The organism is Microbacterium helvum (genome assembly GCF_014779795.1).
GTDB classification, from domain to species: domain Bacteria; phylum Actinomycetota; class Actinomycetes; order Actinomycetales; family Microbacteriaceae; genus Microbacterium; species Microbacterium helvum.
Map to the genome: position 1 here is coordinate 1 of NZ_JACXZS010000018.1, position 14,594 is coordinate 14,594.

The window sequence follows — 14,594 nt, forward strand, 5'->3', positions numbered from 1 at the left end:
CAACCAGGATCGGGAAAAACGATCACCAGCCAGCGAGTTCAACCATGACCAAAAACGAATATCAAACTGACATCCATGAATTGATCCAAAAACCCCCACCAACCGTTAAACACGGTCGACAGAGAAATAAATTGGCATTTGACAAGTGCACGCTGTTGAGTTCTCAAAGATCGGACGCACCCAGATTCCGGCTTCTCAGCCATCACCCTGGGGCAACTTCTCCGTCTCACTCCTGACGCTGCAGGTCACACGGGTGACGAACAGATCCTGGAGTGAGATTGTTCGCAACTTGAGGGGAGCCGAGCCATCAGGCCCTTCGCTCTACCCTTTGGGGCGAACAACAAGAACATTACGCCGATCCGGGCGTCACGTCGAATCGGCCCTGCATCCCGGGCGTGTTGCCACCCGTGTTCGGCGCGGCGTCAGCTGTTGCCGAGCATGGTCAGGCAGAACCCGACCACCGTCGCGGCTCCCGCCCACTCCTTGCCGCGGTCGTAGGCGAAGGGCATGAGCGAGTTGGTGAGCATGGCGAGCAGGCCGCCCGCGGCGAGGGCCGCGGCACGATCACCGTAGGCATCGGGCAGCGCCATCGAGGCCAGGTAGCCGAGCGCCGCAGCGACGCCGCAGGCCAGCACGACCACCGCCCAGAGGATCGTCAGCCGGCCCACGCGCCAGCCCGACTTCACGAGATCGGCAGACGGCGCCAGCGCCTGGGGGATGTTCGACACGAAGACCGCGGCGAGGAAGCTGAGGCTGATCGTCGTCCCGGTGCCGATCTGGATGCCGAAGATCAGCGACTCGGGAACACCGTCGACGACCGAGCCCACCACGATGCCCATCGCCCCGCCGACGCCCGCCGTGCCGAACTTGCGATCGACGAGCCTGTCGCCCAGCATGAACACCGCCACGCCGACGAGCATCCACGTGACGGTGTCCCACATCTGGATGTGCACCTGCGACTCGGGGACGAGGTCGAACGCGATGGCCGAGATCATCGCGCCCGCCCCGAAACCCGCGAGGATCCCGACGATCCTCGTCGGCACGGTGACCCAGACCGCGAACAGCCCCGCGAGGAGCAGCGAGGACTGGGCCACCGTGCCGAGCACGAACGCCTGGAGCAGTTCCACGACGGGCTATGCCTTCTGCGGCGCCGTGTACCCGATGTGCACGCGCGAGATGTCGCCGTCGAACGCGAACGGCATCTTGTCGACATACGCGCGGGAGACCGCGCCGCCGTAGGCACGGCCGATGTCGAGACAGTCGTTCGCCGAGAACAGCAATGGGGCGCTGACCGGGACGGTCCCGGAACCGACCTCGGCGCCGTTGACTCTGAGCGTCACCGACAGCGGTCCGCCGGGGCGCGGCTCGAGGTAGGCGGTCTCGATCTCGATCTTCACGTCCCCGGCCGCCACCGGCGTCGCCGAGGCGATCTTGGTGCGCTGCACGAGGAACAGGTTGTACTCGTAGTTGAGCACCCCGTCCACGAGGAACGCCGTCAGGCCGCCACCGGCACCTCCGAGTTTGTAGAGCACGCCGTTCGCCTTCTCGGGGATCGACGCCTCGATCGTCACCGTGTTCGGCTTGTTTCCGAGCGCGGGCGCACAGAACTCCGGCACGCGGACCGTGTCTCCGGTCATCTCCCACTGCGTATAGGGCACCGAGATGCGGTCCTCGGGGTGGTACACGGGCACCCACAGGCCGCCGCCGACGGGAAGCACATCGTTGCGCGCAGCCTCGATGGCGAACAGCTCCTTGAGCTCGGCGAGCTTCTCAGGCTGCTCGGCAGCGAGGTCGTGAGCCTGGCTCCAGTCCTCATCGAGGTGGTAGAGCTCCCAGGTGTCAGCATCCGGGGTCCACGTCGCGATGCCGGGGGGCGCCCCGGGCACCCACGGCAGCCGGGGGCCGGTCGTCGAGGCCATCCACCCGTCGGCGTAGATCGAGCGGCTCGCCATGATCTCGAAGTACTGCGTGCGATGCCGCCCCTCGGCCTTCGCGTCGTCGACCGCGTACGCGAAGCTCGTCCCGTCGATGGGGTCCTGATGGATGCCGTTGACGGACTCGGGGTGCGAGATGCCGAGGACCTCGTAGATCGTCGGCGCGAGGTCGATGACGTGGTGGAACTGCGTACGGGGCACGGGGTCGTGCGCGATGCGCTCCGGCCACCGCAGGAACATCGGGTTGCGCGTGCCGCCCAGGTGCGACGCCATGAGCTTCATGCCCTGGTACGGCGTCGACCCCGCCCACGCCCACGCGGCGTGGTACTGGTTGTCGGTGGCGGGAGTGCCGAGCGCGTCGAGTCCGCCCAGCTCTTCGAGCGCGGCGATGTGCTGGTCGATGGTGGTGGGGATCATGTTCTGCGCGAGCAGCTCGCTGATCGTGCCGTTCTGGCCCTCACCCGATGAGCCGTTGTCGCCCCAGATGTACACGACGAGAGTGTTGTCGGCGTATCCGAGCTCGTCGAGCGTGTCGACGAGGCGGCCCGCCTGCACGTCGGCGTGCTCGCCGAAGCCGGCGCACACCTCCATGAGCCGCGCCTGGAACGGCTTCTGGTGGTCGGGGATGTCGTCCCAGCCCTGCAGGCTCTCGGGCCGGGGCGTCAGCTCGGCGTCCTGCGGCACCCATCCTGCGGCCTTGGCTCCTTCGAGCGCACGCTCACGGTAGACGTCCCAGCCATCGTCGAACTCTCCGGCGTACTTGTCGGACCACTCCTTCATGATGTGGTGCGGTCCGTGGATGGCGCCGGTGGCCCAGTACATGAAGAAGGGCTTGTCGGGAGAGAGGGCCTTGTGGTTGCGCAGCCAGCCGATCGCGTCGTCGGCGATGTCCTCGCTCAGGTGATAGCCCTCTTCGGGGGTCTTGGGCGGCAGCACCGAGGTCGTGTTGCGCACGAGATTGGGCTCGTACTGCGACGCCTCCCCGGCGAGGAACCCGTAGAAGTACTCGAAGCCGTAGCCGGTCGGCCACCGGTCGAACGGCCCCGCGACCGTCGTCTCCTCGGCCGGGGTGTTGTGCCACTTGCCCCACGCGGCCGTCGCGTAGCCGTAGTTGCGCAGCACTTCGGCGATGGTTGCGCTGCTCTTGGGGATGTGGCCCGAGTAGCCGTCCCAGTCGTTTGCGAGCTCGGCGATCTGCCCCGAGCCGATGCGGTGGTGGTTGCGACCGGTCAGGAGCGCACCGCGCGTGGGTGAGCACATCGCCGTCGTGTGGAAGCGGTTGAACCCGATGCCCTCCTCACGCAGCCGGCCGAGTGTCGGCGTGTTCACCGCACCGCCGAGCGGCGCGGGCAGAGCCGGTCCCGCGTCGTCGATCAGGATCACGAGCACGTTCGGGGCATCGTCGTTCAGCCGCTTCGCCGGCGGCAGCGGCGAGTACGTCGATTCGGCGAGCGTGCGCCCGGCGAAGCTTCCCGATGGCTTCGGCGGGAACGGCAGCGTCCGGGTCGGCGGGAGAGGCTCCCCCACGATGGATCTCGGCGTCTGATCGCTCATGTCCGTCTTTCCCCTTTCGCACGGCGAGCGGGAACGGCCTTCGCAGTCGTCCCCGCTCGTCACGCTACCGACGGCCGTCGGCGCGATCCATCACCCGTTTCGTGTGAAACGTCTCGAGGAGCGGCAAGGCCGCAGGACTGTGGGGAGTGGATGCCGGGGGCCGCGGCATCCACTCCCCACACGGTTCAGGCGACGTATCAGCCGGTCGTCACCGCCCAGGGGCCGTTCTTGGCCCCGGGGGTCTGGTTGCGGGTCCACCACTTCGCGGTGAAGGTCCGGCCGTCGTGCACGACGACGTCGCCGGTGTCGAAGATGCGCGAGGCCGTCCACACGGTGGCCGCGGACTCATCGCTCGCGTACTCCTGCCATGCACCCCACGGATCGCCGGGCCCCTGCGCCTTCGTCCACCAGGCCGCGACCCACTGGCGGCCGTCGAACACGACCCGGTCGCCGGTGTCGTAGGCGGTCGTCGCGCCCCATGCGGCGGGCACGGGCAGGGCCACCGCCGCACCCGCGATGCCCGCTTCCACCGCGCGGGAGCCGTTCGACGCCGTCGCATCGAACGAGGGCGCGGCGACCGCGCCTGCGGCGAGGTGCTCTGCGGTGACCACCACCGTCGAGCTGTGGATCTGCGCCGCGGCGCCCGCCGCGAGCGTGACGCCCGACAGGTCGCCGGCGGTGACCCCGTCGAGGCGGACGTTGCCCGTGTTGGCGACGGATGCCGTGAACGTCACGGTGTCACCGATGGTCGCGACGCCGTCGCCGTTGACGTCGTTCCAGGTGCCGGACACCGTTCCGCCGAGCTGCGGCGCCCGGGCGACGACGTCGACCTCGGCCGCGGCGACGGCGACGGTCTTGGCCGACTGTCCGGTCGCCGTCAGGCTCCACGTCGTGGTGGCGTCGAAGAACCCGCGGTCCACGTCGTCCTGCGTGACGGTGTGCTTCGCCGTCGCACAGGTGTACCCGGCGCCGCCCGCGAGGTTCTGGAAGCGGCAGTTGCCCGCGCCCGGCGGGACGAACGGCGCGAAGGCGCCCGCCGTGGGAGTCACCGTCGTGGCGAGGGCGGAGGCGTTGTCGACACGGAACGTGTACGGCAGCTGTTCGCCGACGCGGTACGGGTCGGACGCGAGGTCGCGGCCGGTGTCGCCGCGTGAGCCCGTGATGGCGGCATCCAGCACTCCATCGCGCAGCGCGATCGCGGCCCCGGTGTACGAGACCGTCACCCCCGCGGACGGATCGGCAGGGGGCGCCACCGTGAAGCTGAACTCGGGCGCGTACCAGCCGCGCGCGAGATCGTCGGCGGTGATGGTGTGCCGCGGCGTGGTGCAGTTGTACGCGTCGCGGGCGGGGAGGTTCTGCCACCGGCACGCGGTCGGCAGGAACCCGCTCGTGAAGTTCGCCTCGTTCGGGGTGACCGTCGTCACGACGTCGGACGTGCTCACGACGCGCACGGTGTAGGCGAGCACGTCGCCCACCTGGTACGGGCTCGCGACGACGTCGCGGGACGGGCTCGTGAGCGTCGAGGTGAGCGTGGCGCCGAGCGGTGCCGGCAGGCGGAAGGCGGTCGTCGACTGGCTGAGGCGCCCGTCGGACGCGGTGAAGGCGGCCTGCAGGTTCTGCGTGCCCTGACCGTCGGCCGGGGTGGTGACGGCGACCTCGACCGTGACCGACGCGTCCGGGGCGAGGGCGGTGACGTGCGCCGTGGTGGCCGTCCAGCCAGTCGGGGTGAAGAAGGTGACGTCGCCGGTGAGCGGCGCCTGCTCCTGGTTGGTCACGGTCACCGGCACCGTGACCGATGCGCCGGCCGTCGCCTGCTGCGCGGGGGCCGACAGCGGTGCGCACACGTAGTTCAGCCACGTCTCGTCGAAGGTCGAGAGCTGCATGTCGTTCGTGTAGTTGCGCTCCCACAGCACGCCGACGCGGCCGTCGTCGAGCACCGCCGCGCTCGCGTAGGCGAACGAGCCGGTGTCGATCGTGCGCAGACCGGGCCACGTCTGCCCGTCGTCGCACGACACGCGCACGGCGCCGTTGACACGGCTGCCGTTCGCGCCGTTGTTGGAGTTCACGAACAGCAGACGCTGTGCGTCGGCGCTCCCCTGCGCGGCGTCGGGGTGCAGGCGGACGATCGCGGCGTTGTTGGTCGGGTCGGGCAGGTCGGCGTCAGCCGTGACCGGGCCGTACGTGGCACCGCCGTCGTCCGAGAGGGCGATCTTGCGCAGGCGACCGTTCGAGCTGTCGCGCGAGTTGAGCATCACACGGCCGTCTGAGAGCTCGACGACCTTGTTCTCGTCCATGCCGGTGCCGACGTTCGCGCCCTTGTGCCAGGTGGCGCCGTGGTCGTCGGAGTACACCGAGTACGCCTGGATCGCCGTCGACCCGTTCGCGAGCAGCACCGTGCCGGCGTACTGCTGGATCAGCCGTCCCGCGTGCTCGCCGTAGCGGAGCTGGATGCCGCCGCCGGAGGTGGCGAAGTTGCCCTTGATGTCGCCGGCGACCGGTATGTACCTGCCGTCGACGGTGGTTCCGGTCGCGGTCTTGGTGACGTCGGTGATGAGGCGCGGCTCGCTCCACGTGAGACCGCCGTCGTCGGACTGGATGACTGCCGAGCTGATGACCTGCCGATCTGCGTCGTCGTTGCCGTAGGCGCTGCCGCCGAAGCCCTGGTCCTTCGAGTACACGAAGAACGCGAACAGCCGGCCGGTTTCACGGTCGTAGACGTAACTCGGATCGGAGTAACCGTGCCGAGGGGCGGTCGCGTCTGCCACATGCCCGGCGGCGATGATCTGAAGGGGCCCCCACGTGACGCCGTTGTCGGTCGAGCGGCGCTGGATGATCGAGTTGGGGTTGGGTGAATCCCCGGCGCTGCCGGGCCGGGCGTCCCACGCGGCGACGACCACGCCCTCGCCGAGGTGGGCGATCGTCGGGATGCGGTAGAAGAAGTTCTCGGCCGTGCGGTCGGCGGCGAGGTTCTGGGCGGCATACGTGTCGGGCGGATCGGTCGGGTCGTTCAGATAGTCGGGAGTGGATGCCGCCAGCGCAGGCATCCCTCCGCCGAGGGTGAGGGCCACGATGAGCGCCGGCACGGCGATCCCGAAGCGGGGAAGGAGACGGGCCATTCGGTCAACCTTTCACATCCGTGTCTGACATCAGACATCTGATGCGACGACCGCCGGCATCCACGTCCTCGCTTCTGGGCAGGACGACGGCCGAAACGCAAGACGAGCGGGCGCGCACCGCGCGGCATCCGCTCGTCGAACAGGCCCCCGCCTGCACTTCCAGGATAACGGTGCAGGGGGGCCTTGCGGCAAGGGCCCCCCGAGGGCGCATACTTGTCGGTCGCGACGCGTGCGCCGCCCGATCCCCCGCCTGGAGTCGATGCCGTGAATTCCCCCTCTGTCAGCGCTTTCCACCTGCCCGAACGCCTTACGGCCAAGTCCGATCCTGTCCTGATCGCTCGCGACGAGCAGCAGTTCGCCGCCATCGCCGACACCCTCGCCCGCCAGACGGCGGGGCTCGAAGCGCGCCTCGAAGAGCTGCGGCTGCGCCCCGGCGGCCACGGCCAGTCGGGCCTCGAGCGCGATCTCGAGATCCATCAGGCGACCGCCCGTCTGCGCATGCTGCGCCGGTTCACTCTCGACGCATGCCTGGGCCGCATGGTGCCCGACGACGGGTCAGACCCGATCTACATCGGCAGGTTCGGACTTCGGGATGCCGGCGGCCGGCGGTTGCTCGTCGACTGGCGCACACCCGCGGCCGAGCCGTTCTTCGCGGCGAGCTTCGCCAGTCCGCACGGGCTCGTGAGCCGCCGCCGCTACCGCTGGACGGGCGGCCGCGTGACGGACTACTGGGACGAGGTGTTCACGGCCGACGGGCTCGATCACACCGCGGCGCTGGACGACCAGTCCGCGTTCATCGCGAGCCTCGGCGCGAGCCGGTCGCCTCGCATGCGGGATGTGCTGGGCACGATCCAGTCCGACCAGGACGCGATCATCCGCGCCGGTTCGCGCGGGGCGCTGGTCGTCGACGGCGGGCCGGGCACCGGCAAGACCGTGGTGGCGCTGCACCGCGCCGCTTACCTCGTCTATGCCGACCCGCTCCTCGGCGAGGGCCGCGGCGGCGTGCTGTTCGTCGGTCCGAGCCCCGCGTATCTGTCGTACGTCGAGGACGTGCTCCCCTCGCTCGGCGAAGAGAGCGTGCAGACGTGTACGCTGCGCGATCTGGTCGCCGAGGGCGCGACGGCCCGTCCCGAGGAGGACCCGCGCGTCGCCCGCCTCAAGGCCGACGCTCGCCTGGTCGACGCGATCGAGCCCGCGGTCGCGCTCTACGAGGAGCCGCCGACGCAGGGCATCGTCATCGGCACGCAGTGGGGCGAGGTGTCGCTCACACCAGGGGACTGGGCCGAGGCGTTCTCGTCCGCCGAGTCGGGGCTGCCGCACAACGAGGCGCGCGACCAGGTGTGGGAGACGGTGCTCGACATCCTCTCCGACCAGCTCGATCCCGAAGAGGTGCCGCTGCACCAGCTGCGTCGGTCGCTCTCGCGCAACGAGGCCCTGACGCGCATGTTCGGTCGCGCGTGGCCGCTGGTGGAGGCTTCCGTCCTGGTGTCGGATCTCTGGAGCGTCCCTGCCTACCTGCGCCGCTGTGCGCCCTGGCTCGCCCCCGTCGAGGTCGAGCTGCTGCAGCGCGGGGACGCCACGGCGTGGACGGTATCGGACCTTCCGCTGCTCGACGCCGCCCGTCGGCGCCTGGGCGATCCGGCCGCGTCGAGGCGGCGCCGCGAGCGCGAGGCGCGCCTGGCCGAGGAGCGGGAGTACATGGCACAGGTCGTGGACCGTCTCAAAGAGGCAGGCGACGAGATGATGACGTGGCTCGACGGCGACGACCTGCGCAACAGCCTGGTCGACGAATCCGTGCTCGACGCGATCGATCCCGATCTGCTGGCGGGTCCGTTCGCGCACGTCGTCGTCGACGAGGCGCAGGAGCTCACCGACGCGGAATGGCGGATGCTGCTCTCGCGCTGCCCCTCCCGCAGCTTCACGGTGGTCGGCGATCGCGCGCAGGCCCGCCACGGGTTCCGCGAGTCGTGGCAGGAGCGGCTCGAGCGCGCCGGGCTGACGCACGTGTCGATCGCCTCGCTGACGGTGAACTACCGCACGCCGAGCGAGGTCATGGCGGAGGCCGAGCCGGCGATCCGCGCCGCGATCCCGGACGCCAACGTGCCGACCTCGATCCGCACGAGCGGCGTGCCGGTGCGCCATGCGTCCGTGTCGGAGCGCGACAGGATCGTCGACAGCTGGGTCGAGGAGCACCCCGATGGCGTCGCGTGCGTGATCGGCGATCCGACGTTCGCCCCGCGCGATCGGGTGCGGTCGCTGACGCCCGAACTGGCGAAGGGCCTGGAGTTCGACCTGGTCGTGCTCGTCGAGCCGTCCGCCTTCGGCGAGGGCATCGAGGGCGCCGTCGACCGCTACGTCGCGATGACCCGCGCGACCCAGCAGCTCGCGGTGCTGGCCGGCTAGGTACCGCCAGGTGCCGAGGCGAGTGGATGCCGGCGGGCGGTGCCGCCGGCATCCACTCGTCGACGGCCTAGAACAGGGCCTCGTGGCCGAGCGCGACCAGATTGCGGCGCGAGATCGCGAGCGACTCCCACACGGTGCGGCCGTACAGCTCGTCCTGTTCGACGAGCAGGTACTCCGCGCCCGCCGCCAGGCTGTGAGAGATGATCGACGGCCAGTCGAGGTTGCCCTCGCCGACCTCGGCGAACTGGACCAGACCCTTCCAGCCGGCCTGGTAGGTCGCGTGGTCGCCGCGCTCCAGCGCGTCGATCGTCTCGGCCGACGGCCAGCCGATCCGGTAGTCCTTCAGGTGCACGAGCTTCACGCGGCCGGCGTACTGGTCGATGACGCGCACCGGGTCGAGGCCGCCGCGCTGGATCCAGTGCGCGTCGAGCTCGATGCCGACGTGGGGCGACGCGTCCGCGATGATGTCGAGCAGGAAGCGGCCGTCGTGCTTCGCGAACTCGACATGGTGGTTGTGGTAGTACAGCGCGATGCCCTCGTCGGCCAGGCGGACAGCTGCGTCATCGGCGATCCGGCAGAACTCGAGCACACCGTCGAGCGAGCGGAGCATCGGGATCGGCAGCATCCCGATGCGCACCATGCCGGCGCCGACGGCGCGGGCGTCGGCGACGACCTTGTCGAACTCGGTCTCCAGCGACGGGTTCGGCGCTCCCTCGGGTCCCACGCTCGCCGAGGTCGAGCACACCTCGAACCCGAAGTCGTCCTGCGCGCGCCGCAGCTCGGCGAGCACCTCGGGCGTCAGCCGCGTCGCAGAGAGCTCGGCGACGCGGTACCCGACGTCGACCGTCCGGCGGATCGCCTCGTAGGCGCCGAGTTCGCCGATCGCGCTGCGCAGCATCATCGCCTGCACACCGATGCGTGCCATGTTGGTCTCCTTACCCTTCGAGCCAGATCACGCGTCGAGCCCGATCACCAGTCGTGTACTGTGCCGTCGGACAGCCGGTTGTACGGCAGATACGCCTGCTCGTAGGGGTACTTGCCCGCCTCGTCGAGGTCGAGCTCGACGCCGAGCCCCGGCTGGTCGCCCGGGTGCAGCAGACCGTCCTGCCACGTGAACGACTGCTGGAACACCTCGTTCGTGCGCGTGCCGTGCTTCATGTACTCCTGGATCCCGAAGTTGTGGATCGCCAGGCCCAGGTGCATCGCGGCCGCCATGCCGACCGGCGAGATGTCGGTCGGCCCGTGCATGCCGGACTTGATCTGGTACAGCGCCGCGTAGTCGAGCGTCTTCTTGAGGGCCGTGATGCCGCCCATGTGGGTGACGGCGCCGCGCACGTAGTCGATGAGCTGTTCGCGGATGATGTCCTTGAAGTCCCACACGGTGTTGAAGATCTCGCCGATCGCCAGCGGCGTCGTGGTGTGCTGGCGCACGAGCCGCAGCGCCTCCTGGTTCTCGGCGGGCGTGCAGTCCTCGAGCCAGAACAGGTCGTACGGCTCGAGGGCCTTGCCGAGCTTCGCCGCCTGGATGGGGGTCATCCGGTGGTGGCCGTCGTGCAGCAGTGGGATCTCGGGCCCGAACTCATTGCGCACCGCCTCGAACACCTTCGGCAGGTGCAGCAGGTAGGGCCGCGTCTCCCAGTCCTCCTCGACGGGCTTCGCGCCCCGCCGGGCGGGCTCGTGGTCGTACCGCTCCTCGCCGCCGCCCGTGAACGACGACTGCGCGGCGATGCCGTAGATCGCCTTGAGGCCCGGCACCGCGGTCTGGATGCGGATCGCCTTGAACCCCTGCTCCAGGTGGTCGCGCACCGAGTCGAACAGCGACGGCAGGTCGGTGCCCGATGCGTGGCCATAGGCGAGCAGACCGTTGCGCGACGCGCCGCCGAGCAGCTGGTACACCGGCATGCCGGCGGCCTTGCCCTTGATGTCCCACAGCGCCATGTCGACGGCGGCGATCGCGGCCATCGTGACAGGGCCGCGCCGCCAGTACGCCGAGCGGTACAGGAATTGCCACGTGTCTTCGATGCGGTGCGCGTCGCGGCCGAGCAGCAGCGGAACGACGTGCTCGGTGAGGTACGCGACGACCGCGAGCTCGCGCCCGTTCAGCGTCGCGTCGCCCAGGCCCGTCAGCCCGTCGTCGGTCGTGAGCTTGAGCGTCACGAAGTTGCGGTTCGGGCTGGTGACGATCACCTCGGCCTTGTCGATGATCACGATGCGGTCCCTTCGAGAGTGCGGATGAGAAGAGCAGCGGATGCCGTCAGCGCGGCGCCGTCCGGCCCGCCGGCGAGCTCGGGGGCCAGGGTCTGCAGCAGCGTCGTCGCCGCCGCCTCGGTCCCGGCTCCCGGTGCGCCGAGGTCAGGACCCGCGAGCACCCCCGCGCGGATGGCCGCGCCCCACGCGGCGAGCGCGGTGAGCTCACCGTCGCCGGGCGCGAGACCCCGTCGCAGCCGTTCGGCGATGACCGGCACCACCCGCTCCCGCAGCTTCAGCTCGCTGTCTCGGGCGATCTGACGCAGCTCGTGACGGATGCGGGGATTCTCGAACCGCTCGGCGATCGCCGTGCACACGCGAGAGGTCTCGTCGTACGGGAACGGCAGCACATCGCTCGCATCGGCCCACAGCGCGTCGAGTGCCGCGCGGCACACCGGATCGTCCATGGCCTCGGCGACGCTCGCGTGACCGCGCAGCAGACCGAGCGAGGCGAGCAGGGTGTGCCCGGCATTGAGCAGCCAGAGCTTGCGCAGCTCGTACGGCACGATGTCGTCGACGAACTCGGCGCCGGCGAGCTGCCACTGCGGGCGCCCCGCGGGGAAGTCGCCCGCGAGGATCCACGATGCATAGTCCTCGGCCACGAGGGCGGTCGGGTCGCCGCGCAGTTCGACGGGGAGCATCGCGGGGTCGGGCGCGGGCGTGATGCGGTCGACGGCCGTCGACACGAACGACGCCTCGTGCGCGATCCACGTCGCCAGGTCCGTATCGACCTCGCGGGCGAGGCCGAGCACGGCGCGCTCGAGCACTCCCCCGTTGTCGCGCAGGTTGTCGCAGCTGACGATCGCCACGGGTCCTCCGCCGGCGGCGCGACGAGCGCGCAGCCCGTCGACGAGGCGGCCGGGAACCGTGGCCGGCAGCGCACCGGCGTGCAGGGCATCACGCGTGGCGGCGGCATCCCCCTCACTCATCCGATAGCCGGCCTCGGTGATCGTGACGGTGATGAGGGCGACGGATGCCGCGGCCTCGCGCCAGCGCGCCGCGTCGGCGCCGTCGCGGGCCTCGGCGATGGCGTCGATCCACTCGACCGTGTCGGTGTCGCGTCCGAGCAGCACCAGCGGGTACCGGCAGTCGCGAGCAGCGAGCTCTTCGGCGGCGCGGGGCGACCGCACCGTGAAGGCGACGATGCGCCACGGCTCGCCGTCGGCGGCCCGGTTGACCCGGTCGGTGTACCAGGCCTGGTGCGAACGATGGAACGCGCCCAGTCCGATGTGCGCGATGCGGGGCGGCGCAGCGCTCATACGAGCTGCGGAGCGGGCACGACGAGTTCGACGTCGTCATAGGCGCCCGCCAGCACGTCGTCGATCAGCACCTTGCCGCCGGTCGTCGCGGATGCGTAGACGGCGCGGACGGTCGCGAGGGTGAACAGCGCCTCGTCGACCGTCACGACCGGGTCGCGGCCCTCGGCCACGGCGTCGAGCAGGTCGCGGTACTGGCGCTCGTGACCGGTCGCGGACTGCGTCGCGTCGACAGGGATCTCGCCGTCGGCGGGTTCCAGGTCGTACTCATCGCGCTGGTTGCCGCCGCCCGCAAGGCCCATGTCGTTGCCGGCGGTGGCGTCGCTGGTGTGGATGTACTGCAGCTCGTCGGAGTCGATGACGGCCGAACCGGTCGACCCCTGCACCTGCAGGCGCACCGCGAGTCCGGGGTAGCCGGCGGTCGTGGCGTGCAGCACGGCGAGCGCCCCCGAGGCGAACGTGATCGTGGCGACCACGGTGTCTTCGACCTCGACCCCGTCGTGGGCGAGCAGCGCGAACTCGGCGCTCACCGACACCGGGCGGCCGAGGAACCACAGCAGCAGGTCGAGCGTGTGCACGCCCTGGTTCATGAGCGCACCCCCGCCGTCGAGAGCCCAGGTGCCGCGCCAGTCGCCGGAGTCGTAATAGCCCTGCGAACGCCACCACGGCACGGTCGCGACCGCAGAGGTGAGCCGCCCGAAGCGCCCCGCCTCGATCGCCTCGTGCACGATGAGGCTGCCCGGATCGAATCGGTGCTGGCTGATGATCGTGCAGACCTGGCCGGCGTGGGCGCTGGCCGCCTCGGCGAGGCGCCGCGCACGCACCAGGTCGACGTCGAGCGGCTTCTCGATGATGACGTGTGCGCCCGCCCCGAGCGCCGCGATGCCCTGGTCGACGTGCAGGCCGCTGGGGGTGCCGATCACGACCAGACCGACCTCGACGCCCGCCGCGCGCAGGTCGTCGATCGAGGCGAACACCCGCGGGCGCCCACCGGTGGTGTGCTCGACCTCGTCGGCGAGCGCGTCGGCGCGCTCGCGCACCGGGTCGATGAGCGCCACGAGCTCCAGCTCGTCGAACGAGAGCACCGACTCCACGTGCGTGCGTCCGATGACGCCGCAGCCGACGATGGCCGTGGGCAGGGGCGCGGTCGAGAGCGGGCGGGCGGATGCGGTGGCGGTCATGCGAGGGTCACTCCTGCGTCGTCGGTGAGGGAACGGAAGGCCCGGGCCGCGCGACCGAAGGCCTCCGCGCCCGAGAAGCCGCCGGTGGCGGTGAAGTCGGTGAGGTGGGGCTCGAGCGACGCGAAGCCCGAGAATCCGGCATCGCGCAGGTGCGCGATCGTCTCGCGCAGCTCGCCGTCGCCTTCGCCGGCCGGCACGACCGCGCCGTCGGCGAAGCGCGCGTCCTTGACCTGCAGGTAGACGACGTACGGCGCGAGCTGCGCCCAGCCGTCGCTGACCGGCCGGACGCCGACCTGCACGAAGTTGGCGTTGTCCCACGCCAGGCGCAGCGCCGGCGAGTCCACCGTCTGCACGATGTCGAGCACGCGTTCGGGCACGTCGCCGTAGATGTGCTTCTCGTTCTCGTGGACGAGCGTGACGCCCGCCGCCGCAGCCCGTTCGGCCCACGTGCCCATCCGGTTCAGGATCTCATCGCGGCCTCGGACGGCGGCATCCCGTTCCCGGCACCAGAAGGAGAACAGTCGGATGTAGCGCGAGCCGAGCGCCTCGGCGGCGCGCAGCGCGCGGTCGAGGCGGCCGAGTTCGAACTCGGCCGGCTCGGTGAGCTCGCTCTTGCCGATCGGCGACGCGATCGCCGACACTCCCATGCCGGCGTCGCGGATCGTCGCACCGAGGGCGTCGAGGCCCTCGTCATCGAGGTCGACGATGTTGGTGCCCCACGCCGAGCGGACCTCGATGTGCCGGGCGCCCAGCGCCGACAGCACCGCGCACTGGACGCGGGGGTCGGGGTCGATCTCGTCACCGAAGCCGGACAGCTGCCAGGTCGTGCTCGTGTCGTTCGTCATCGCATTTCTCGTTCGGGGAGCGTCTGCGCGCTCAGGCTAGTCGCGTGACGGGCGATTA

The 14,594-nt window shown here is 70.4% G+C and carries 9 protein-coding genes; 1 reads left to right on the plus strand and 8 read right to left on the minus strand.

What is annotated here, in order from left to right:
* Positions 1–422 precede the first annotated feature (422 nt).
* The 3 genes from IF188_RS19485 to IF188_RS19495 all read right to left on the minus strand — a co-directional run bounded on the left by IF188_RS19485 (position 423) and on the right by IF188_RS19495 (position 6,604).
* A complete protein-coding gene (locus IF188_RS19485) occupies positions 423–1,127 on the minus strand; it encodes a ZIP family metal transporter (protein ID WP_191173474.1) in 705 nt (234 codons plus the stop codon).
* Between the two features lie 6 nt (positions 1,128–1,133).
* The gene (locus tag IF188_RS19490; protein WP_191173475.1) at positions 1,134–3,488 is read right to left on the minus strand and encodes an arylsulfatase; all 2,355 of its coding nucleotides are present in this window, start codon (positions 3,486–3,488) and stop codon (positions 1,134–1,136) included.
* Positions 3,489–3,685: 197 nt separating this feature from the next.
* A complete protein-coding gene (locus tag IF188_RS19495; protein ID WP_191173476.1) occupies positions 3,686–6,604 on the minus strand; it encodes an exo-alpha-sialidase in 2,919 nt (972 codons plus the stop codon).
* A 264-nt stretch (positions 6,605–6,868) separates the two neighbouring features.
* Between IF188_RS19495 and helR the strand changes: the two genes are divergently transcribed.
* Entirely contained in the window at positions 6,869–9,007 is a 2,139-nt protein-coding gene (helR, locus tag IF188_RS19500) for an RNA polymerase recycling motor ATPase HelR (protein WP_191173477.1), read from the plus strand.
* Positions 9,008–9,074: 67 nt separating this feature from the next.
* Here the strand turns inward: helR and IF188_RS19505 are convergent, their stop codons facing one another.
* From IF188_RS19505 to IF188_RS19525, 5 genes are read right to left on the minus strand one after another with little or no spacing between them, the layout of a single operon-like run.
* Positions 9,075–9,932, minus strand: coding sequence for a sugar phosphate isomerase/epimerase family protein (locus tag IF188_RS19505; RefSeq protein WP_224752185.1), 858 nt, complete (start codon positions 9,930–9,932; stop codon positions 9,075–9,077).
* A gap of 44 nt (positions 9,933–9,976) precedes the next feature.
* The gene (gene manD, locus IF188_RS19510; RefSeq protein ID WP_191173478.1) at positions 9,977–11,215 is read right to left on the minus strand and encodes a D-mannonate dehydratase ManD; all 1,239 of its coding nucleotides are present in this window, start codon (positions 11,213–11,215) and stop codon (positions 9,977–9,979) included.
* Positions 11,212–12,513 (minus strand): mannitol dehydrogenase family protein, encoded by a 1,302-nt coding sequence (locus tag IF188_RS19515; protein WP_191173479.1) that lies wholly within the window; start codon positions 12,511–12,513, stop codon positions 11,212–11,214. Before IF188_RS19515 ends, manD begins: the two co-directional genes overlap by 4 nt.
* Positions 12,510–13,691: a Gfo/Idh/MocA family protein gene (locus IF188_RS19520; RefSeq protein ID WP_191173480.1), complete on the minus strand. Its 1,182-nt coding sequence runs from the start codon at positions 13,689–13,691 to the stop codon at positions 12,510–12,512. The genes IF188_RS19515 and IF188_RS19520 overlap by 4 nt, the downstream gene beginning before the upstream one ends.
* On the minus strand, positions 13,688–14,536 hold the full coding sequence (locus IF188_RS19525; protein WP_191173481.1) for a sugar phosphate isomerase/epimerase family protein: 849 nt from the start codon (positions 14,534–14,536) through the stop codon (positions 13,688–13,690). Before IF188_RS19525 ends, IF188_RS19520 begins: the two co-directional genes overlap by 4 nt.
* Positions 14,537–14,594 lie beyond the last annotated feature (58 nt).